The 22,999-nt window shown below is 27.9% G+C and carries 22 protein-coding genes; 11 read left to right on the top strand and 11 right to left on the bottom strand.

Going from position 1 to position 22,999, the window contains the following annotated elements:
- Positions 1 to 16 precede the first annotated feature (16 nt).
- Positions 17 to 1,579 carry an amidohydrolase gene (locus tag KJQ97_RS00295; RefSeq protein WP_214119537.1) on the top strand — a complete coding sequence of 521 codons (1,563 nt, stop codon included), beginning with the start codon at positions 17 to 19 and terminating at the stop codon, positions 1,577 to 1,579.
- Positions 1,580 to 1,593: 14 nt separating this feature from the next.
- Here the strand turns inward: KJQ97_RS00295 and KJQ97_RS00290 are convergent, their stop codons facing one another.
- Entirely contained in the window at positions 1,594 to 2,301 is a 708-nt protein-coding gene (locus KJQ97_RS00290) for a transporter substrate-binding domain-containing protein (protein ID WP_214119535.1), read from the bottom strand.
- A 221-nt stretch (positions 2,302 to 2,522) separates the two neighbouring features.
- On the opposite strand from KJQ97_RS00290, the gene argF reads away from it, so the two are divergent.
- The 9 genes from argF to KJQ97_RS00245 all read left to right on the top strand — a co-directional run bounded on the left by argF (position 2,523) and on the right by KJQ97_RS00245 (position 11,352).
- Positions 2,523 to 3,458, top strand: a complete 936-nt coding sequence (gene argF, locus KJQ97_RS00285; protein ID WP_214119533.1) for an ornithine carbamoyltransferase — start codon at positions 2,523 to 2,525, stop codon at positions 3,456 to 3,458.
- A 74-nt stretch (positions 3,459 to 3,532) separates the two neighbouring features.
- A complete protein-coding gene (locus KJQ97_RS00280; protein WP_214117791.1) occupies positions 3,533 to 4,864 on the top strand; it encodes a signal recognition particle protein in 1,332 nt (443 codons plus the stop codon).
- Between the two features lie 92 nt (positions 4,865 to 4,956).
- Positions 4,957 to 5,181 carry a 30S ribosomal protein S16 gene (gene rpsP, locus KJQ97_RS00275; RefSeq protein WP_214117792.1) on the top strand — a complete coding sequence of 75 codons (225 nt, stop codon included), beginning with the start codon at positions 4,957 to 4,959 and terminating at the stop codon, positions 5,179 to 5,181.
- A complete protein-coding gene (locus KJQ97_RS00270; protein WP_214117793.1) occupies positions 5,181 to 5,426 on the top strand; it encodes a KH domain-containing protein in 246 nt (81 codons plus the stop codon). The genes rpsP and KJQ97_RS00270 overlap by 1 nt, the downstream gene beginning before the upstream one ends.
- A complete protein-coding gene (gene rimM / locus KJQ97_RS00265; protein ID WP_250325824.1) occupies positions 5,419 to 5,937 on the top strand; it encodes a ribosome maturation factor RimM in 519 nt (172 codons plus the stop codon). The genes KJQ97_RS00270 and rimM overlap by 8 nt, the downstream gene beginning before the upstream one ends.
- Entirely contained in the window at positions 5,937 to 6,653 is a 717-nt protein-coding gene (gene trmD, locus KJQ97_RS00260; RefSeq protein ID WP_214119529.1) for a tRNA (guanosine(37)-N1)-methyltransferase TrmD, read from the top strand. The genes rimM and trmD overlap by 1 nt, the downstream gene beginning before the upstream one ends.
- Positions 6,643 to 6,999, top strand: a complete 357-nt coding sequence (rplS, locus tag KJQ97_RS00255) for a 50S ribosomal protein L19 (RefSeq protein WP_214117796.1) — start codon at positions 6,643 to 6,645, stop codon at positions 6,997 to 6,999. The genes trmD and rplS overlap by 11 nt, the downstream gene beginning before the upstream one ends.
- Positions 7,000 to 7,042: 43 nt before the next feature.
- A complete protein-coding gene (locus tag KJQ97_RS00250) occupies positions 7,043 to 7,519 on the top strand; it encodes a GNAT family N-acetyltransferase (RefSeq protein WP_214117797.1) in 477 nt (158 codons plus the stop codon).
- A 374-nt stretch (positions 7,520 to 7,893) separates the two neighbouring features.
- On the top strand, positions 7,894 to 11,352 hold the full coding sequence (locus KJQ97_RS00245) for an acyl-[ACP]--phospholipid O-acyltransferase (protein WP_214119527.1): 3,459 nt from the start codon (positions 7,894 to 7,896) through the stop codon (positions 11,350 to 11,352).
- 161 nt (positions 11,353 to 11,513) lie between these two features.
- On the opposite strand, the gene KJQ97_RS00240 is transcribed toward KJQ97_RS00245, so the two are convergent.
- From KJQ97_RS00240 to KJQ97_RS00205, 8 genes are read right to left on the bottom strand one after another with little or no spacing between them, the layout of a single operon-like run.
- Positions 11,514 to 11,972: a TlpA family protein disulfide reductase gene (locus KJQ97_RS00240; RefSeq protein ID WP_214119525.1), complete on the bottom strand. Its 459-nt coding sequence runs from the start codon at positions 11,970 to 11,972 to the stop codon at positions 11,514 to 11,516.
- Positions 11,969 to 12,430 carry a TlpA family protein disulfide reductase gene (locus tag KJQ97_RS00235; RefSeq protein WP_214119523.1) on the bottom strand — a complete coding sequence of 154 codons (462 nt, stop codon included), beginning with the start codon at positions 12,428 to 12,430 and terminating at the stop codon, positions 11,969 to 11,971. The genes KJQ97_RS00240 and KJQ97_RS00235 overlap by 4 nt, the downstream gene beginning before the upstream one ends.
- Positions 12,423 to 13,073: an ABC transporter ATP-binding protein gene (locus KJQ97_RS00230; RefSeq protein ID WP_214119521.1), complete on the bottom strand. Its 651-nt coding sequence runs from the start codon at positions 13,071 to 13,073 to the stop codon at positions 12,423 to 12,425. The genes KJQ97_RS00235 and KJQ97_RS00230 overlap by 8 nt, the downstream gene beginning before the upstream one ends.
- Positions 13,074 to 14,213, bottom strand: coding sequence for an ABC transporter permease (locus KJQ97_RS00225; protein ID WP_214117802.1), 1,140 nt, complete (start codon positions 14,211 to 14,213; stop codon positions 13,074 to 13,076).
- Positions 14,200 to 15,501, bottom strand: coding sequence for an ABC transporter permease (locus KJQ97_RS00220; RefSeq protein WP_214117803.1), 1,302 nt, complete (start codon positions 15,499 to 15,501; stop codon positions 14,200 to 14,202). Before KJQ97_RS00220 ends, KJQ97_RS00225 begins: the two co-directional genes overlap by 14 nt.
- 8 nt (positions 15,502 to 15,509) lie before the next feature.
- Positions 15,510 to 16,907 (bottom strand): Fe-S-containing protein, encoded by a 1,398-nt coding sequence (locus KJQ97_RS00215; RefSeq protein WP_214119519.1) that lies wholly within the window; start codon positions 16,905 to 16,907, stop codon positions 15,510 to 15,512.
- 59 nt (positions 16,908 to 16,966) lie between these two features.
- Positions 16,967 to 17,503, bottom strand: coding sequence for an iron transporter (locus KJQ97_RS00210; RefSeq protein ID WP_214117805.1), 537 nt, complete (start codon positions 17,501 to 17,503; stop codon positions 16,967 to 16,969).
- Positions 17,500 to 19,581 (bottom strand): FTR1 family iron permease, encoded by a 2,082-nt coding sequence (locus tag KJQ97_RS00205; RefSeq protein ID WP_214117806.1) that lies wholly within the window; start codon positions 19,579 to 19,581, stop codon positions 17,500 to 17,502. Before KJQ97_RS00205 ends, KJQ97_RS00210 begins: the two co-directional genes overlap by 4 nt.
- A 187-nt stretch (positions 19,582 to 19,768) precedes the next feature.
- Between KJQ97_RS00205 and KJQ97_RS00200 the strand changes: the two genes are divergently transcribed.
- A complete protein-coding gene (locus KJQ97_RS00200) occupies positions 19,769 to 20,125 on the top strand; it encodes a hypothetical protein (protein ID WP_214117807.1) in 357 nt (118 codons plus the stop codon).
- A gap of 40 nt (positions 20,126 to 20,165) precedes the next feature.
- Here KJQ97_RS00200 and KJQ97_RS00195 read toward each other — a convergent pair whose 3' ends face one another.
- Positions 20,166 to 21,548 carry a sodium-dependent transporter gene (locus KJQ97_RS00195; protein ID WP_214119517.1) on the bottom strand — a complete coding sequence of 461 codons (1,383 nt, stop codon included), beginning with the start codon at positions 21,546 to 21,548 and terminating at the stop codon, positions 20,166 to 20,168.
- Positions 21,549 to 21,612: 64 nt separating this feature from the next.
- On the bottom strand, positions 21,613 to 22,986 hold the full coding sequence (locus KJQ97_RS00190) for an anaerobic C4-dicarboxylate transporter (protein WP_214119515.1): 1,374 nt from the start codon (positions 22,984 to 22,986) through the stop codon (positions 21,613 to 21,615).
- Positions 22,987 to 22,999 lie beyond the last annotated feature (13 nt).

The raw sequence follows: 22,999 nt of genomic DNA, 5'->3' as shown, positions 1-22,999 counted from the left end.
CATAAAGGAATAGATTATGAAAATAGGTTTTGTTAATGCTAAAGTTTTTACAGGTAAAAACGAAAATGATTTTATAAGCGAATTTAGTATAAAAAACTCTAAATTTTGTGAAATCAATAATGTAAATAGAAATGATTGCAATAAAATCATAGATTTAAAAAATGCCTGCGTTATTCCTGCATTAAGCGATACTCACACGCATCCAACATATGTATCACAAATAATAGATAGTCTAGCTTGCACTAAACCTTATGTGGCAAATATTCCACAATTAATAGAATTTTTAAAAACTTCACCAAATTATGGTAAGGAAAATAAATGGATTAAAGGTTGGTGTTATGATGAATCAAAACTAGATGAAAAAAGAGCTCCTACTATAAAAGATTTAGATTTGATAAGCTCAACACAACCAATTTTTATATTAAGAAGTTGCTGTCATTCTTGCGTTTGCAATTCTAAAGCATTAGAACTAGCAAATATTACAAAAGACACAAAAGAGCCTAAAGGTGGAAAAATAGGCAGATTTGAAGACGGCACTCCTAATGGTATTATGTATGATTTAGGTGCATCTATGTTAATTCGCAATGCAATGGAAAAAGAAAGCTTAGAAGATGAAGCAAAAAAATTAGTAAAATTAGGCGAAATTTATGCAAGTTTAGGAATAGTAAATATTAGTGATATGATGTGTTATTCTAAACCTTTAAAAGCTTATGAATTATATAAATTAGCAAAAAATATGGGTTTAAAACAAAGAGTTAGTTTATATCAAGTTTATAAAGACGCTAAAGAATTTGGCTTATTTAAAAGCGTAGAAGATATTAAAACTAATGGAATTAAATTCTTTGTAGATGGCACTATTTCATCACAAACTGCATTTACTCATAAACCTTATAAAAATAGCGACAATTATGGGGATTTAGTATGTAATATTAATGAAATTAAAGAAGCCATTGATTTTGCCAAAAATAATAATTGCCAAATAAGTTTTCATCTAATGGGAGATAAAGCTATAGATATAGTAATTGATAATCTTACAAGCTATGAAAATTGGTTAAAAGATTATCCTAGCGTTAGATTTGAGCATGCTTCTATGCTAAATTTAAAACATATTGAAAAAATAAAAAAGTTAAAAGTAAAAATTGCTATAAGCACACAACCAATATTTCAATACGCTGAATATACAAGCTATGAAGATGCGTTAGAAGATGATAGATTTAATTCAATTTGTGCTTTAAACACATTAAAAGAACATTTAGATTTAAGCATTTCAAGTGATGCACCAGCTACAATTCATCACGAGCCTTTTAATTTATTTGTAAGTATTAATGCAGCTGTTGTAAGAACTAATCCTAACGGCAAAAACTATAATAAAAATGAAGAAATATCAGTTGAAGATGCAATTTTAATGCTAACTAAAAACTCACAAAATATCCTAATGCTAAAAAATTGCACAACTATTGAAGATGGTAAAAGCGCTGATTTTATTGTCTTAGATAATGATATTTTTAGTGTTGATAAAACAAAAATAAAAGATATAAAAGTTCATCAAACTTGGCTAAAAGGCGAAAGAATTTACTAATCCTTTTTCAAGGATTAGTTTAAATTATATTTTTCTAATAATTTTAAATAAGTTCCATCTTGCTTAAATTTCTCAATAGTTTTATCAAAATCATCTCTTAATTTTGTATTACCCTTTTTAAAAGCTAGGCTCATTCCTTCAATACTAGAAGTAGCAAAAACTTCTAAATTTGGATACTTTTTCATATAACTTTTAGCGACTGGTTCTTCCATTACAAAACCATCAATTTTACCATTTAAAGTAGAATTAATAAGCACTATATATTCTTCGTTTAAATACGGCTTAACACCTTTTAAATTAGTTATTTCGTCAGCTTGAAGAGTGCCTATTTTTGCCCCAATTATTGCACCATTTGATAAATCATCTAAAGAATTTATTTTATCATTTCCTTTTAACTTCAAATAATAATTTTTGCTATCAAATATGCTTTTTGTAAATTCAGCATTTTTAGCTCTTTGTGAAGTATAACTCATACCTGCTGAAATAATATCAATTTTACCCACTTTTAAAGCCGCAATAAGCCCATCAAATGGCATTGTAACAGGCTCAACCTGAATACCCAACTCCTTTGCTACTGCTCTTACTAAATCAATCTCAAACCCCACAATTTCATCATTTTCCATATACTCAAATGGTGGGAAATCAGGCGATAAACCAACTTTATAAATCTCTTGTGCGAAAAGCCCTAAAGCTAGCAATGTAGCTATAAAAATTTGTTTCATAATAATCTCCTAAAAATTAATAAAAATAAAAAATGTAAAAAATAAAAAAATAGAATAAAAGAAGTGATAAGTTTTAACGCAGATTTGATTTATTTATTTGTAATTTTTCCATTTGTCCTCCTTAAAAAAATTGCTTTATAATAACTTTTTTTGCAATAAATTAAAATAAATTCTTCAAAAATATTTTAAAATTGTATAAATTAGTAACAAAAGGAGAAAAAATGAAACTAACAAACAGAGATTTTCTAACTTTAAAAGATTTTAGTAAAGATGAAATCCTAGCACTTATTAAATTTGCAAAAGAGCTAAAAGAAAAGAAAAAGCAAGGTATAACAGGCAATCATTTGCAAGGAAAAAACATAGCTTTAATATTTGAAAAACCATCAACTAGAACAAGATGTGCATTTGTAGTAGCTTGTAACGATGAAAAAGCTTATCCTGAATATTTAGGTGCTAACGATATACAATTAGGCAAAAAAGAAAGCATACAAGATACCGCTAGGGTATTAAGCAGAATGTTTGATGGCATTGAGTTTCGCGGCTTTAATCAAAGTGATTTAGAAACCTTAGCAAAATATAGTGATGTTCCTGTTTGGAATGGTTTGACAAACGAATTTCATCCAACTCAAATTCTAGCCGATATGCTAACTATTTACGAGCATTTTAACAAACTAGAAGGGCTTAATTGTGCATATATTGGAGATGGTAGAAACAATATGGCAAATTCTCTTATGATAGGCTGCGCTAAATTAGGATTAAATTACATAAATATTAGTCCTAAAGAACTTCATCCTGATAATGAATTAATAAATCTTTGCAAAAGTTTTGCGAATAACTCAAGTATAAAAATCAGCGATAATATTGAAGATATTAAGGGTGCTGATATTATATATACTGATGTTTGGTGCTCTATGGGAGAAGAAGAAAAAGCAAAAGATAGAATAAATATTTTAAAACCTTATCAAGTAAATGATGAATTGCTTTTAAAAACTGGAAAAAATACGATAATAATGCACTGCTTACCTGCAGTAAAAGGTAATGAAATTACAGAAAATGTATTTGAGAATAATGCTGATATAATTTTTAATCAAGCAGAAAATAGAATGCATACTATAAAAGCTGTTATGATTGCTACTATTTGTGATATAGATATATAATTTATTAAACAAATATAAAGCATTTGGGGTTATAATTACCCCTTTTTTAAAATTTAAATTAAAGGATATTTTTAATGTTTGAGTTGATTAGTGATTCTTTTAAGCAAGCGGTAAATAAATTAAAAACAATAGATGATGAAAAAGCGTTAAAAAACGCTATGGAAACTCTTAAAAAGTCTTTATTAAAGGCTGATGTTCATTTTAAGGTAACGAAAGAATTATTAGTTAATGTAGAAAATGAAGTAAAAGCAAAAGGAATCGGTCAAAAGCATTTTTTAGATGCAATTAAAAATAACCTTACAAACATACTAACACCAGAAAATAAAATAAGCGAATTTAGATTTTCTCCAAGTGGTTTAACATCTGTAATGATGATAGGCTTACAAGGTGGTGGAAAGACAACTAGCACGATAAAATTAGCAAATTATTTAAAACTTAGAAAGAAAAAAGTTCTAGTAGCAGCGTGTGATTTACAAAGACTTGCTGCGGTAGAGCAATTAAGACAATTATGTGAAGCTAATGAAATTGATTTATTTTCAATGGATAGTAAAGACCCTTGCGAAGTAGCGAAAAATGCTCTTAATAAAGCTAAAGATGGCTTATATGATGTATTATTAGTGGATACTGCAGGTCGTTTAGCGATTGATGAGCCTTTAATGAATGAATTAGCTCGTGTAAAAGATATAATAAATCCTTATGAGAGTTTTTATGTAGCTGATGCTATGAGTGGTCAAGAAGGTGTAAAAACTGCAGAAACATTTAATGAAAAAATAGGCATTAGTGGTGTTATTTTAAGTAAATTTGATGCAGATACTAAAGGCGGGGTTGCTTTAGGTATAGCAAAATTATTAAATCTACCTTTAAAATTCGTAGGTATTGGCGAGAAGGTAGGAGATTTTGAGAGTTTTGTTCCAGAAAGAATTGTTGGTCGTATTATGGGAGAAGGCGATTTAGCAACTTTAATGGAAAAAACTTCAGCAGTTTTTGATGAAAAAGAAGCAAAAATCTTAAGCAAAAAAATCAAAAAAGGTGAATTTAATTTCAATGATTTTATAAACCAACTTGAAAGTGTAAAAAAATTAGGGAATTTAGGTTCATTAGTTGGAATGATACCAGGTCTTGGTGGCATTGCTAATAAAGTAAAAGATATAGATTTAGAAAGCTCTAAAGAAATGATACATATAAAGGCAATGATTAGCTCAATGACACCAAAAGAAAGAGAAACTCCAAGCCTATTAAACAATGCTAGAAAAGCAAGAATTGCAAAAGGCGCAGGTCTATCTCAAATGGAAGTTAATAGATTTTTAAAACAATTTGAAAATGCATCAAAAATCGCTAAAAAACTTTCAAAAGGTGGTATGAAAGGGCTAGGTTCTATGCTAAATCAAGGAAATTTTCCAAAATAATTAAAAATTTTTAAAGCTTTAAACTTATTTAAAGCTTTTTTATAGACAATTTTTGTTTATAAAAAATCTTTAAATCAATCAAGGAGAAAATAATGACAGTTGTAAGACTAACAAGAATGGGTAGAAAAAAGCGTCCTTTTTATCGTATCGTAGTAACAGATAGCAGAAAAAGAAGAGATGGCGGTTGGATTGAGAGTATAGGATATTACAATCCTATGAGCGAGCCTGAAACAATCAAATTTGATGCTGAAAGACTAGCTTACTGGAAAAGCGTAGGCGCTAAATTAAGCGATCGTGTAGCAAGAATTACAAAATAATGGTAAAAGAATTTATTTTTACATATGCAAAAACAATAGCCGCAAATCCTGAGCGGCTAGAAATTTTTGTAGAAGAAAAAGAAAATAACCTAATAGATATTGTTATTATGGCTACTAAAATAGATGCCGGAAGACTTATTGGAAAATCAGGAAAAATCATAACCGCAATTAAAACAATAGCAGTTAATCACAAAAATACTCAAAAATTAAATTATAAAATCACGGTAAAAACTTTTGATGAATAATCTAGTTTATGTTGCTAAAATTGGTAAAACTCACGGATTACTTGGTTTTTTAAAATTTCATAATAAAAGTGATTTTTACGAACAATTTAAACCTAAAGCTGAATTTTTTAATAAAAATGGTAAAAAATTTATAATTAAATCTTTTGATTTTTCAAATTCTTTAGTGCAATTTGTAGGATATGAAGATGTAAATAAGGCTAAAGAACTTGTAAATATGGAGCTTTACTCTAATATTGAAAATACTAGAAAAAATATTAAGCTTAAAAAAGATGAATATTTTTATTTTGATATTATTGGATTAAAAGTATATCAAGATGATGAGTTTTTAGGTAGCGTTGTTGATATTTTAGAAACAGGAGCTAATGATTTATTAGAGATAAAAACTAGCGATGAATTAGCAAATTTAGGCTTAGCTAAGAGTTTTTATATACCTTTTCACAATAATTTTATAATTTCAGTAAGTGATATTATCAAGGTAAATAATTCTAAAAGTATTTTAGAAAATTCGTAATGAAATTTAATTTTATAAGTTTATTTCCAAATCTAATTGAAAACTATTTTAATGAAAGCATTTTAAAAATTGCAAGAGAAAAAGAGCTTATAAAACTACATTTTGACAATCCTAGAAATTATTCTACAAACAAACATAATAAAGTAGATGATACGAAAATCAGCGGCGGAGCAGGTATGCTTATGGCTTGCCAGCCTTTATTTGATTGTTTAGAAAATTATAAAAATTCTCATATTATATTTTTAAGCCCTACAGGAAAACCTTTTAAACAAATTGATGCCAAAAGACTTGCTTTAAAAAGTGAAATTACTTTTGTATGCGGAAGATATGAAGGTATTGATGAAAGAGTGTATGAAAATTATGCAAATGAAGTTTTTAGCATAGGTGATTTTGTCCTAACGGGTGGGGAATTAGGAGCTCTTTGTATGTGCGATGCAATTGCTAGAAATATAAATGGAGTAATAAAACAAGAAAGCTTAGTGGAAGAAAGTTTTGAAAATTATTTATTAGAAGCTCCATCTTTTACTAAACCTTTTATATTTGAATATAAAAAAAATAATATTTTTAAGAAATTTTATTCAATTTCAAGTTTTGTTAAGGGTAATCACGCTAATATTAGCCTTTTAAAAAATCATCTATCGTTTTGCAAGACCAAATTCCACCGCCCGGATTTACTTGCTAAGCACAATAATTTAAGGAAAAACTATGAGAAATAAATATATTGAGCAGTTTGAAGCTAAACAAATTGAAGGAAAAAATATTCCTGATTTTAGAGCTGGCGATACATTAAAACTTGCTATTCATATTAAAGAAGGTGATAAGTCAAGGGTTCAAAATTTTGAAGGTATTTGTATAGCTCGTCGTGGTCAAGGCACAGGTGAAACTTTTATGGTTCGCAAAATTGGTGCAAATGGTGTTGGAGTAGAAAGAATATTCCCAATTTATTCTGATAGTCTAGAAAGTATTACGGTAGTTCGCCATGGTAAAGTAAGACGCTCAAGACTATTCTATCTACGCAGATTACGCGGTAAAGCTGCAAGAATTAAAGAACTTAAACGCTAATATTACGGAGATTTTTCTCCGTTTATAGAATTTCGTTTATAGAATGATTACAATACAAAAAGCTTCAGAAAAAGATTTAGATTTAATCTTAGAATTTATTAAAAAATTAGCTGATTATGAAAACTTATCAAGTAGCGTTGTGGCTACTAAAGAACTTTTAAAAGAAAACTTATTTATAAAACAAAAAGCTTATGTTTTAATAGCTTATTATGATTTAAAGCCTGTTGGATTTGCTTTGTATTTTAATAATTTCTCTACATTTTTAGGAAAATGTGGAATTTACTTAGAAGATTTATTTGTTGATGTTGAATACAGAAATAAAGGAATAGGAAAAGCACTTATAAAAGAACTAGCTAAAATAGCTAATCAAAATGATTACGAAAGAATTGATTGGGTTTGTCTTAAAGACAACTATCCAAGTCTTGAAGTTTATAAAAAAATAGGAGCTAATACAAAAGATGAATGGCTACTACATAGACTTGAAAAATCAGATATAAACAACCTTTTAAACAATAAATAAATAAGTTATCTTAACTATGTATAAAAATCACTTAAAATATAAATAATAAGAAATTAAATCATACATTTAAAATTCTTAAATTAATACCTTAGCTAAATCAATAATGTAATAACTTTTAAAATCACTAATTATTGTTTAATTTTAGATTTTTAAACAATTCTAGCTAAATTACTTTTAGTATTATAAGCTTTTATTACCTATAAATATTTTAAGCGTTTAATAAAACTAAAAATACTCATAAATACATTTATTTTTCAAATTCCAAAACAATTAATAATCAAACCAACCATATTTATAACCACCTTATAAAGCGTTATAACTAATTTACAATAAAATAAAAAATAATTAAATAAATTATTTCTTAGGGGTTATAAATGAGAAACGATTTTTTAAAAATCAATGGAATAATCGCATTTTTATTAGTTGGGTTTTTGAATGCTTTTGTTGATTTAGGACATAAAATCATCATTCAAAACACGGTTTATAAGATTTATGATGGCAGCACGCAATTATTTTTAACCGCAATTATTAATGCTTTAATTTTATTGCCTTATATTTTTAGCTTTTCAATATCAGGATTTTTAGCTGATAAATATCCTAAAAATAAAGTTATGAAAATAACTGCTTTAGCAAATATATTTTTAGTATCAATCATTTGTTTTAGTTATTACAATGGTTATTTTTATCTAGCCTTTATAATGACGCTTATTATGGGTATTCAATCAGCCTTATATTCTCCTGCTAAATATGGTTATATTAAAGAACTAGTCGGCATCAAACAACTTGCTATGGGAAATGGTGCTATAAATGCTGTTAGTATTGTGGCTATTTTGTGTGGAATGCTTGTATTTTCTTTAGGTTTTGAATTATTATTAAACGAGTTTAGCACGAGTAAGGATATATTAACTCAAGTAGCTCCATTAGGCTTATTGCTAGTAGCTTTTAGTGTTTTAGAATTTATTTTAGCGTCTAAATTACCGCAGGTTAAAAGCGAAAATTCTAATTTAGCATTCAATAAAAACGATTATTTAAAAGGAGTTTTGCTTAAAAACAACCTTAGCTTAATATTTCAAAATAAAGTAATTTGGCTATGTATAATAGGAATTGCCTTCTTTTGGGCTATTTCTCAATTATATTTAGTATCTTTTCCTGTATTTGCTAAGTTTCATCTAAATGAATTAAACACCTTTTATGTGCAAGGCGTAATGGCAGCTAGTGCAATAGGCGTTATTATAGGTTCAATAATTGCAGGTAGATTTTCTAAAAACTACATTGAATTAGGGCTTATCCCGCTTGGTGCTTTAGGATTATTTTTAAGCTCATTATTAATAAGCTTTCTTAATAATTTATTTGCCTTTGCACTTGTATTTTTTATATTTGGCATATCTGGGGCAATATTTACAATCGCTCTTAATTCTTTAATACAATTTAATGCTAAAGAAAATGAATTAGGTATAGTCTTAGCAGGAAATAATTTTATTCAAAATATTTTTATGCTAAGTTTTGTAATACTTGCTACTTTTTTTGCTTATTTAGAAATTGATGTTTTATATTTGTTTTATTTCATTGTAGTTGTGAGTTTTTTAGGCTCTTTTTATGTATTAATAAAACTGCCTTTTTCTTTAGTAAGAATAATAGTAAGCCTTGCTTTTTATCAAAAATATAGATTATTAGTAGCAGGGTTTGAAAATATCCCACAAAATAAAGGAGTGCTATTATTAGGCAATCATATTTCCTTTATTGACTGGGCTATTATACAAATGGCAATCCCTAAAAAAGTGCATTTTGTAATGGAGAGAAAATACTATCAAAAATGGTATATTAGAATGTTTATAAAGCATTTTGGAGTAATCCCTGTAAGCTCTGCTGCAAGTAAAGAAGCCTTAGAATTAATTGCAACTTATATCAAAAAAGGCGAAATTGTTTGTATTTTCCCTGAAGGAACTCTCTCAAGACACGGACATTTAAATGAATTTAAAAGTGGATTTGAATTAGCGTGCAAGGATTTAAGCGAAGATGATGGGATTATAATTCCTTTTTATATCCACGGGCTTTGGGGTAGTTCGTTTTCAAGAAGTGATGAAGAATACAATCTAAGAAATAAAAAAATCGGTAAAAGAGAAATAGCAATAGCATTCGGAACAGCCCTTAGCATACATTCAAATAAAGAATTAGTAAAAGCTAAAGTATTTGAACTATCATTCTTAGCTACAAAAACTCAAAGCGATAATCTAAAAACAATAGAAAAAGCCTTTATCATAAGTGCTAAAAAATACTCACAAAATATAGCGATAAACGACCCTTTAGCAGGAGATATAAGCTACAAAAAACTCCTAGCATTAAGCCTAGTGCTTAGTAAAAAAATCCCTAACGATGAAAATATAGGCATATTATTACCTGCTTCATTTGCTTCAACGCTTGTAAATCTAGCTAGTTTATTTGCTGGAAAAACCATAGTAAATCTAAATTACACCGCAGGAATAAAAGCAATCAATCAAGCAAAAGAAAGTGCAAATATAAAGCATATTTATACATCATCTAAATTCTTAGAAAAGCTAGAAAATAAAGGCTTTAAATTAGAATTAGAAAATGTAAATATCATTTATTTAGAAGATTTAATAAAAGCAATAAAAAAAGAAAAGCTAGATATTATCTTTAAACTCTTTTTAATAAGTATCTTACCTAGCTTTATGTTACAAGCCTTATTTACTAAGAATTTAAGCAATGAAAAAACAGCTGCGATTTTATTTAGTAGCGGTAGCGAAGGAATGCCTAAAGGAGTTATGCTAAGCCATAAAAATATTTTAAGCAATATTGCTTCAATTTCTAGCATAATTTGTGCAAAAGATGATGATGTAATACTCTCATCTTTACCGCCATTTCACGCATTTGGACTAACCGTTACTACCTTTATGCCTTTAATAGAAGGGATAAAAAGTGCAACTTGTGCTGACCCTACCGATGCTTTAGGCGTTGCAAAAACTATAGTAAAAAATAATGTTAGCATTATGTGTGCAACTTCTACATTTTTAGGAATTTATGCAAGAAATAAAAAAATAGATGAAATTATGTTTGATAGCCTTAGAATTGTAGTTGCAGGTGCTGAAAAATTAAAGCCCGAGATTAAATCAGCTTTTGAGCTAAAGTTCAAAAAAAATATTTACGAAGGTTACGGAGCTACCGAGACAACGCCTGTTGCAAGTGTGAATTTACCTAATAAATTTGATAGCACATATTGGCAACTACATAGAGCAAATAAAGATAAAAGCGTAGGTATGCCGTTACCTGGCACTGCTATTAGAATAGTCGATCCACTAAGCTATGAAGAATTAAAAGCAAACGAAGATGGACTTATTTTAATAGGCGGACACCAAGTAATGCAAGGATATTTAAATAATCCTGAAAAAACTGCCGAAGTTATAAAAGAAATAGATGGCATTAGATGGTATAACACAGGGGATAAGGGACATTTAGATGAAGATGGATTTTTATACATTGTAGATAGATATTCAAGGTTTGCAAAAATTGGTGGAGAGATGATTTCTTTAGGACTTGTTGAAAGCGAAGTTGCTAAAGTGATTAATAATGATGAAGTAAAACTCTGCTCTACTTCTTTAGAAGATGATAAAAAAGGCGAGATGGTAGTTTTATTAATTGAATGTAGTGAAGAAAAATTTGATTATTTTGTAGATTTAATAAAACAAAGCGAAATACTAGCAATTTATAAACCTAGTAAATATATTTTGATAAAAGAAATTCCATTATTAGGCAGTGGAAAGGTAGATTATAAAGAAGCAAAAGCCCTAGCTAAAAGTATTTTAGAAAACAATTAATAAAATTTATACTAAAAGGAAGAGTAACTTAAACTCTAAACCTTTTAGTTTTGTAATACTAATTAAAGTTTTGCTAATTTTTGAATATTAAAGTATCAAATGAAATTCTTAATTATTTTTAGATGAAAAATATTTTAGATTTTACTTATGCGTTTTTAATATTAAATCAACATATTTAATTCATTTTCTAAGACAGATTTTGGAGTAAGCGATATAAATTTTTTAACCATTTTTCCATCTTTATCGTAAATAAACATAGCAGGCACACCCCAAACACCACCTACTACATTGCTTAAATACTCAACATCTAAACTCTCATAAATAGTAGCAAATGTAACACCTTTTAAGCTTTCTTTTGCCATATCATAATCTCTCATACCACCTAATACAGCAATAATTTTATAATCCTTACTAAGCTCATTTAAGATAGGAATTTGTTTAGCACATACACCGCAATCCTTTGTGTAAAAAAATAACATAAAAGGCTCATTTAATCCCTTTAATGCTTGCTCTTTCGCACTATAACTTAAATGTATTGGCTCTTTTGAATTTAAAGCTAACATTGCTTCATCTTTACAAGCACAAAGTAAAAATATGAAAATTGCTAGAAAAAATCTCATAAATATTCCTTAATCTTATTAGTTAAAAATTCCAAACTTCTATCGCCTAATACCTTATCCACATAAACTCCATCTTTTAAAATAAATAAAGTCGGAACAGCAAAAATATCATACCTACTCCAGCTAATGTCTTCTTCATCTTTTAAAAAAATCATATTTGAATATTGGTGTTCTAATTCGTGTTTTTTAATAGTATTTAAATCATCAATAGAATTAATTGCATAGATACTAATATTATTTTCATTCGCAAATTCATTTAATCCAGCCATTACTTTAAGGCAAGCAGCACAACCATTTTGCCAAAATTCTATCAATTCTATACCTTGTCTTTTTAACTCTATTTTATTTAAAGCTGTAGTTTTTGCAAGAATATTAGGAGCTTGTTTATTTAATACTAGCTTATTATCTTCGCAAGATACAAAAAACAAAAGTATTAAAACTATTAGAATTTTATTCATTCACTATAAATCCATCTTTAATAGTAATTATCTCATCTCCATTTTTAGCCAAGTCAGGATTGTGAGTAATTAATATAATTGTCTTGCCTTCGCTTCTTAATTTTTTGAATATATCTAAAACTATTTCTCCATTTTCTTCATCAAGATTGCCAGTAGGCTCATCAGCTAATAAAATATTTGGATTATTAATAAGACTTCTAGCTATACAAAGGCGTTGTTGCTGACCACCACTTAATTCGCTAGGTAAATGCTCTAATCTATCTAATAATCCTACTTTATCTAAGATTTTCTTAGCATCATTTTCTTCAATACTTGAATGATAATATTGAGCTAGCATAACATTTTCTAATACGCTTAAATAAGGTATTAAATGAAATTGTTGAAAAATAAGCCCTATTTTTTCTCTTCTTATTCTTTGTTTATCAGCTTCACTTAAATGAGTTACATTAATACCATCTAAAAAATATTCGCCTTCACTTGCATTATCAAGCAATGATAAAATATTTAAAAGCGTAGTTTTTCCACTACCACTCTTACCTACAATACTAAGCCAACGACCTTGATTTAATTCAAAATTAAGACCTTTTAAAACATGGGCTTTATCAAATCTTTTATGTAAATTACTAACCTTAATAATACTCATTTATTCTCCTCTTAAATTACCTACTATATCTATTTGCAATGCTTTTTTTATCGGAAAATACGCAGCAAATGATGCAAAAAATAACGATATAAAAATTGAAAGCACAAAAGCACTTAATCTAAAATCTATACTAGCATTAAAAATAATATTGCCTAAAATCTGTGCTAAAAAATACCCACCAATAGTGCCCAATAAAGATGAAACAACAGCTAAAATAAATACTTCATAAGCAAATAATTTTGCTATATCTTTAAAACTAGCCCCAAGAGCTAAATGCAAGGCTATTTCTTTTTTTCTTGAAAAAATAATTGAACTAAGAGTTGTATTAACACTTGTTGAGCTAATTATTAAAATAACAATAGAAATCAAAAACATAAGACCTTTTATTTTTTCTAAAATTGCTCCTTCTTTTAAACTCACACTTAAAATTGGTTTTAATTCTGCATTATTGCTTACTGCTATTTTGCTAAGCTCTGATAGATTTTCAAAATCATCATCAACTATTAAAGATACATAAGAATATTTATCATTAATACCTGATAAATCTTTAGCGGAATTTAAATTGATAAAAGCCATAGCATCAATCTCATCTCCAGTAGAAAAAATCCCTTTTATAATATAAGTTTTTTCATAAGGAATACCATTTTTTACTATTGTTAAAGGTAGTTTTTGATTTATGTCTTTTTTTAGCGTATTTGCTAAGTCTATACCTAAATAAATACTATTATCTTTTGAATATTCGCTTTGACTTAGGCTACCTTTTTTAACTAATAAAAACTTATTGATTTTTTTAAATTCATCAAAATCAACCCCAGCTACTATTAATTGCCTTGTAGAAAAAACAGGGCTAAAGTATAAATAAGGAGAATAAGCTAATAATTTGTCTTTACTAATTTTTGATTTAATTAAATTAGCTTCTTTAATATCTAAATAATCATCACTTTTAGAACTAATTAGCATATTAGCTCCGTAACTTTTAAGCTCTTTGCTCATTTTATTGTCAATATCAAAATATATATTTAAAAAAGCATTAGTAACGCAAGTTCCTATAAAAATTGATATTAAAACTATTATTAATCTTTGTTTTGAAAAAACTATACTCTTTTTAACTTGTGTGAAAAAAAAGTTATTTACGCTCATATAACACCTCAACTATTTCAAGATTTACAAAATTCTTAGTAGCTATTAATGAGCCAAGTAAAGCCACCAAACTAGCAAAAAACATACAAATAAATATAATTATGAAGTTATATTCAATACTATGAGAAAAAATGCTATAAGATATAATATCACTTACAAAAAATCCAAACACAGCACCAAAAATACTAGCAATTAAACTAACAAACAAATAATCAATCGCAAAAACCAAATAAACTTGTAAATTACTAGCGCCTAATGCTTTAAACAAACCTATTTCTTTTTTTCTTCTATAAACATCGCTATTTATTAAAGACGCTTCTGCAATACTTGCGACAATTAAAGATATAATAAAAATAATTCCCATTAGACCTTGAATTTTTTTAACGATAGAGCTTTCAGCATCTGCTACTTTACTAACAGCTTTTGCACTTGCTCCTTTATAATTTTCTTCAATTTGATATGCAATAGAGCTTACAAAAGCCGTGCAATACCAATTATCAAATTCTACTTGATTTAAACTCTTTATATCATATCTTGCCCTATGAGCTATGTCATTTTCTGGAATTGTTAGAGCTGATACTTCTGCTCTTTCATAAGTATTTGGCTCATTTAAAATATCATTTAATCTATCTATATTAATTAAAATTTTATCTTCATAATCACCCAAATTACTCACAATACCAACTACTTTTAACTCTACTTCTTTATCATTTATAAGCACTTTAAAAGTATCGTTAGCTTTAAGATTTAAAGAATTTGCTAATTTTTCACTTATATTTACTTCATTTTCTAAACTATTATCATTTACAAAATTTAAATCAGTCTTTAAAAAAGGTAAAAGAGATAAAAATCCAGTATCAAATACCACGGTTTTATTACCAAATTTATCTTGTTCTATGACTAATTCTTTATTAAAATATGTGCCTAAGATACTGATTTTTTTGCCTTGAAATTCTACTTGGCGTTGTTTAAATGGAGCTATTGCTGTTATATTATTTGACCAGAAAATATCTTTAATTTTTCTCAAATCATCAAGATTTAGGAATTTACTTTCGCTTTGTAATTTAAAGCTTTTATTACCAACTTCAATACTATAAGATGAGCCTTGTGGTAAAACACTAATATTTGCTCCATAATTTCTTAACTCTTTTCCTAGCTGATTGCCAACTCCAAGAGTTATATTAAGCATACAAGCAAGGAGCAAACAAGCTAAAAAAATAGTCGCAAAACTTAATAATTTTTGAATAGGATTGCCTAAAATTGATTTTTTTACTATTCTTAAAAACATTTTTACTCCTAACTTCTTCTTTCAATCAAAAATAAAGCTTTATCACTTGAGCTTACAAATTTTGATGGGTCTTTTTTAAATTCTTGATAACTTTCATCAGAATTAAAATAATAGCTAATACCATTATAAATATAGGTTTTCTTAGCTTTTGTGTTTAGAAATTTTTCTTTATTTACTGGGTCTTGAACTTGCATTTCAACTACTTTACTAAAATAGTTTTCCCCACCTAATATATCTTTTACTTTCACAATTATCTTATCGTTAATAACTTCAAATTTTAAAGGAATTGGATTGCAACCACCTTCTTTACCTACGCTAGGTAAAAATATCCTAACATTACAAGCTACACATAATAATTCATTATTTTTCATAACATAGCCATTATCCCCACAAATACTACAAGCATCAAATACTACTACAGGAGTTTGCTTACCTGCGTGGCGATTAATTATAAAAAATCTAATTTCCTTACCAGAGCTAGAAATATAAGCATAGCGATATAATTTACCATCTTGAATATCTTTAGCATCAAATTCAAAATAATCTTTATTTTTAGGAGTAATGATTTTTGGCTCATCAACTTGAATAGGTTTAGAATCTACTAAATCATAAAATAACATAACTAAAGCAGCGCTAATACTTAATATAAAATGAATAGTAAAATGAGAATTTATACTAAAAGTTTTTGCGATATTTTTTCTATATTCTATGTCAAAATCACAAGCTTTTTCTCTATATTTTGGTCTATTTTTTAAGCAAGTGCCAACATAAACAATACCTAAAATCAAGCAGATATAATAATAAAACTCGGCATAATATCTACTCTTAGTAATATAACTAAGCAAAATAGAGCTATCACTAACTCCAATTCTAATTAAATAATACATAATCTCAGCAAAAGCAGTATTTAAAAACATAATTGCAAAAATTACATAAATACAAATTCTTGATTTTGAAAATGAATTTGAATTAGCAAAAAGAAAATTAATATAAAAAATAATGCAAATAAAAATAGCTAATAAAATAAAGCCAAAATTTAAAATCCCTTGAGTATCTAATAAGCTTGATGAAAATATAGGATAAGCAACTGATAATAAAAAGTATTTTAAAGAAGCTGCTAAAGATATAAAAAAGCTTAATATATAAGCAAATAAAGAAGTAGTTTTAAAAATTACTAATGTAATTAAGCTAAAAAATAAAGTAACTAATAAAATTATATTAGCTGTTAATACCCCTATTCTATCTACTTTTTCATAGTGGAATATATAAAATAAAATATATCCAAAAATAAAACCAACTAAAGTAAAAATAATATTTAATTTTAATGATGAATTTTTAGCATAAAAAGCTGTAAAAAAACTAACTAAAAAGCACTCTAAAAATATATGCACAAAATATATACTCATTATTGTCCTTATTTTTGTATATTTTTTATAGAAAGCCTAAGCTTTCTATATTTTAAGTTTTATTTATCAGGTGTTCCTGTGTATTTGAATTTGTATTTAACATTAAATGTATCAAACCACTCGCCAACACCTGTTTCTTTATCTACGTGGCGACCAAAACCTTGTTTTTCAGGATTATCAATTACAAATTCTAATTCATAATTACCAATTCCTGTATCCATTTTAATATTTGCACCATAGTGAGGACCATCATCAGCTACCATTGGCATAAGTTTTCCAACTTTTGTTTTACCATTATCAAGGTTAGTTAATTTATAGCCAATTGTAAGATATGGCATCCAAAAACCTTCAGGAAAACCATTTGGATTTTCTTTAAGAGCGTGAATGTCAGCTTCTAAGTGAATATCAGCTAAAGACGCTGCTAAATCAATACCTCTTGGTTCCATTTCAATTGGTTGAAGATACACAGCTGCTATTTCCATTCCGTGTAATTTATAGCTTTCTGCACCATCAATTGTAGGAATTTCAACTTCTCCTGCAAACACTGAAGACGCTAAAAAAGCACCTGCTACTAAACTAAGCAATGATTTTTTCATTGTTTCTCCTTTGATTTGATTTGCATATAAACAACTCCTCCTATTAATAGGACGAGGATTATTGCCTGTAAAATTAAGCTCTCATAATAAGGATATAATCCTAACCAAGTAATGCTTTCAAATTGCATTGGTATGAGATGTGGAGTTAAGACCTTGCCCTCAACAAGTTCCATAATCCCTTTGCCTGTAAAAGCAAAACACATATAAAAAATAATAATTGAGGTTATTAAGAAAAATTGTTTTATAGGAATTCTAATTGCACCAGCTTTAAGTAAGAAATATAAAACTACTAATATAACAATACCAAGAGCTAAACCACCTAAAACAGCACTAAGTCCAGCACTAGAACCAGAATCAATCAATAATGCTTGATAAAACAATATTGTTTCAGCACCTTCTCTAAATACTGCTAAAAACACGGTCCACCATAATGTTTTAGCACTGCCATTTGTAATAGCTAATCTTGCTTGCTCTTTTAAATTACTTGCATATTTTTTATTTCTTGCATTACTAAGTAGCCAAAAGCCAACATAAAATAATAAAACAACAGCAATTAGCATTGTTACACCTTCTATTAGCTCTCTACTTTGTCCTGAATTTTTAATAAAATATGAAACTATAAAAGCAGTGATAAACGATAAAACAACACCACTACCAAGTGCTGAATAAGCTATATTTAATCTGTCTTTATTACCACTTTGAATAATATATGAAATTATTGCAACTACTATTATTAAAGCTTCTAAACCTTCTCTTAAAATAATAGTAAGTGATGATATAAATAAAAACCAAACACTTGTATCATTGATTTTATCTAACTGACTTTCAATTAATTTATTTAACTCATCAAAATTAGCAATTAACTCATCTTTAGAAGCCTTACTTTTAATTAGTGCTGTTCCTTTAGTAAATTTTGCTTCTATTTCAAGCTTTATATTTGAATTAACAGCACCAATTTTACTCTCCATTCCTTTTGCTTCAAAAATATCTAAATATATATTTTGAAGAGCATCAATACTTGCTTTTTCTCCCATTGTTTCATAGTCTTGAACTATTTTATTTAAAGCTATTTTAATATCAGTTGCAACTTGAGTATAATCTACATTCTTAGTCTCATCAACATATCCAACTAATTTTAATTTATCTAAATTACTAGCATCTATTTTAGTCATTACATCAAATATAGAATCTAATATCTCTTCACTTCTAGCTCTCATATCGCTTTCAGTTACTTTTCCTTCGCGAATATCACTGCCAAAACTTCTTAACTTGCTTCTCATATTAAGATTTTTTGTTGCATTTATTAGAATTTCAATATTTGTATTTATATATATTTCTTCTCTTGCAACGCCAATTGTATCAGCTGCTTTTGTAAATTCTCCTTGCTTATTGTATTGAATAGCTTCGTCAAATTTCTCACTTAATAAATCATATACATATTGTAATTTTGGATCAATCGCAGCTGCTGCTTGAAGGTCTTCTAAACTATCATAAACTTCTTTTTGCATAGTTGGTTTTGTGATTTCTCCACTTGCTTCTTTGCTAAGATGGGCTAATTCTGCTGCTTTTTGTTCTTCACATTTAGTTTTTGCACTATTTTCATCTGCTCCAAACATCATCTCACCTTCAATGCAAGTTTTTAACAAATTCTCTCTTGCATTCATTTCAGCTTTTGCTTTATCATAATTTGGATCAGACGCTACTGCAACTATTTTAAAGCCATTTTGTATAACTGGCGTTACTTCTTCTAAATCAAATATCAAACCATCTATTAAAGCTTCAATTTTGCCTATATTTTCTCCACGCCCATAATAACCACGAAGATTGGTAAATTTTCTCTCCATCAAATAGCCTTTTCTACCAATATTTCTTCCAATAGGACCTTCCATATTTTCAAAATGTTGAAAATAAGCTTCACTTGCAAGTTGTCTTGCAGTTTTTGCATCACCTTTTTTATAGGCTTCTAAACCTTTATTTAGCTTTTCTATAATTAAATCTTTTTCTTTGAAATAATCAACATCATCTCTAGCTATTAAAGATATACAAATAGCAAAAATAAGCAAAAATATTTTTTTCACAAGATAACCTTTATAATAATTTTACTCATTATTGTATGAGTTATAAATAAATAAAATCTAAATGATACTTATTATTTTTTTCATTATTATCAATTAGAATTAATGTTGATAAAAATAATTTATTCCTATTAACCATTTTTAATAATTCGCTCCTACAATTTCGCGACTTTTTTAAAAGGAGATAAAAATGAAAAAAGTATGTTTGTCATTAGTTGCCTTTATAGGCCTTAATTTATGTGCTGCTGAAATTCCTGCAGTTGATGTTTTGGATTGCAAAAGTGCTGAATGTATCAATGGCGCAAAAGCTGAAAAAATATTAGAAAAAAGTGAGCAAAAGGTAGTAGAAGAAGTAAAAGCTAAAGAAGAAGTGGTAAAACAAGTTAGCGATAAAGTAGAAGAAAAAAAAGAAGTAGTTAAAGAAGAAGTAAAACAAACAAAAGAAGAAATTAAAAAGGCAAAAAAAGAAGCTAAGAAAAATAAAAAAAGTAAAGAAGCTAAAAAATCAAAACACAACAAAAAAGAAAAAGTAGAAAACAAAAAATAATTTATACTTACGATTTAGCTAATGCTAAATCGTAAAATATTTAATTAAAAAATCCCAAAATATATGATTTTAAATTCTCAAAACCACTTATAAAAATTACAATAATTACAATAGGAATAAAATATTTTATATAATAAAACCAAGCTTTATAAAGTGGATTTTTAAGTTCATAATTATTGCTAATTTCTCTTAAAGCTTCATCTTTACCTAAAACAAAAGCAACATAAATTACACAAAGTAAAGCTGTAATTACAAATAAAATATTTCCACTAATAAAATCAAATGTATCAAAAATATTTCTTCCATAAATTAAAACATTATCAAGCACTCCATAACTTAATAAAGCAGGAATATTTCCTAATATAAAAATTCCACCTAAAACTAAATTAATCGCTGTATTTTTTGATATTTTAAATTTTTCTTCTAATACAGAAATAATTACTTGATAAATAGGCAAACTCGTAGTAAGTGCAGCTGTTAATAATAAAATAAAAAACACTATAGCAAAGAAATCCCCAAAATGCATATGAGAAAACACTATTGGCAAGGTTTTAAATACTAATGATGGACCAGCATCAGGACTTAAACCAAAAGAAAATAAAGAAGGAAATATCATAAATCCTGCTAAAACCGCTACAAGAGTATTTACAATACCTGTAATAATTGCTGTTTTTAATAAATCCTCGCCTTTATCAAGATAACTTGATAATGTAATCATAACCCCAAATCCAAGCGATAAAGCAAAAAATACTTGTCCTATAACATATAAAAATATACTAGGTGTAATCTTGCTAAAATCAGGATATAAATAAAACTTAATCCCTTCAATTGCCCCATCTAAAGTAACATTTCTAATAACCATAGCAATAAGACATAAAAACAAAAGCGGCATTAGATACTTAACAGAACGCTCAATTCCATCAATAACTCCACGCCTTAAAATAATCCAATTAATAAATACAAAAATAAATGTATAAATTCCTATCATTAAAGGGTCATTTTCTATATTTTTTTGATAATGTAAGCTAGTTTGCTCTGCTGTAATTACTGAAGTTAAATCAAGCCCGCCTAAATTAAACATAGACATAATAATATTGACAATATAGCTAATTACCCAAGCACCTAAAACCATATAATAAGCCATAATCGCATAGCTTCCAAATAGCCCTAAATACCCAACAAATTGCCATTTTTTACTAAAACAATCAACGCTATTTTTATGCATTCTTCTGCCTATTATATTTTCTACTAAGATAATAGGAACACCGACTAAAAACATAGCTATTATAAATAATAAAACATAAGCACCACCACCATTTTCTCCTACCATATAAGGAAATCTCCAAGTAGCACCAAATCCAATAGTAGCACCTGCAACGGTTAAAATATATGTAAGTCTATTACTCCAAGTAAGTCGTTTCATAATGTATCCTTTTTTGAAAAAGGATACATTTTATACAAAAAATAATGATAATTTCAAGTTTTTTTTAAATAAATTTTACAAATAAAAATCCTAAAGCAACGCTTAAAGCAATCATTAAAACGCCTGGAATAAAGAAAGAATGGTTAAATACATACTTTCCTATCCTAGTAGTTTTTGTATCATCCATTCCAACCGCACCAAGTAATGTTGGGTAAGTTGGTAACACAAAGAGCGCTGAAACTGCTGCAAAAGAAGCGATGATTATTTTTGCGTTTTCTGGGTTTTCATTTAATGCAAGTGCAACAATTACTGATGGAACTATTGCTTTAGCAGTTGCTGCTTGAGAATATAAAAGCATACTAGCAAAGAAAAAGGCAAAAGCTAATAAGAATTGATATTGTTCTACTAAGCCTTTAGCAAATTCTTTTATTTCATTACTATGAGCGCTTACATAAGTATCTCCTAGCCACGCAACACCTAAAACACAAACACAAGCATTCATACCGCTCTTAAATACACTTGTTTCAATGATTTTTGAAGTATTGATTTTAGTGCTTAATACAATAAAAGTAGCAATGCTAAGCATTACACACATAATAGCACTATCTCTTGGAATAATTATCTCATCAGCTTTTAAGCCTGAAATATAAGTCGCATAACAAACAACAGCTAAAACGCCAATAACAAAAATCACAACGCTAGTCTTAGCACCTTTAATAATCTCTTTTTGAGTGCTTTGTTTTTTTGCTATTTCGCCTTTTTTAAGTAATTCTTGATAATACTCATCAGAACTTAAATCAAGATTTGAAAACTTAGTTACCAAAAACGCACTAAGCATACAAGCTAAATAAGTGCTACCTATCCAAATGCTTAATAATGTTAAATAAGAATACCCAAAAGGCTCAAGCACACCGCTAAGATAAACAACAGCTGCACTAACAGGACTTGCAGTAATTGCTATTTGACTTGATACAACTGCAAGGCTAAGTGGAGCTTTTGGCTTAATATTTTGCTCTTTTGCAACCTCAACAATTACTGGTATCATAGAAAACGCAGTATGCCCTGTCCCTGCTAAAATAGTTAAAAAATAAGTAATACTAGGAGCTAAATAATTGATTTTTTTAGGATTTTTCCTAAGTATTTTTTCAGCAATATGCACCAAATAATCAAGTCCACCTGCTAATTGCATAGCCGAAATTGCTGCAATTACTGACATAATGATTAAAATTACCGAAGTTGGAATTTCGCCTGGTTTTATACCACACAAAATACCTAATAAAATAACTCCAATCCCACCAGTATAGCCAATCGCAATTCCACCAAGTCTAACGCCTAAAAATATAGCCGCTAAAACTATGGCTAAATCCAAAAATCCAACAACATTCGCAAAAAGCAAAAAGCAAATCGCTACAACAATCCAAACATATTTGTTTTTCATTTTAACTCCTTTA

Origin of the sequence: Campylobacter sp. 2018MI01, assembly GCF_018501205.1 — a bacterium.
GTDB lineage: Bacteria > Campylobacterota > Campylobacteria > Campylobacterales > Campylobacteraceae > Campylobacter_E.
Note: the sequence above shows the minus strand (reverse complement) of the source record. Positions and strands in the feature narration are given on the sequence as shown.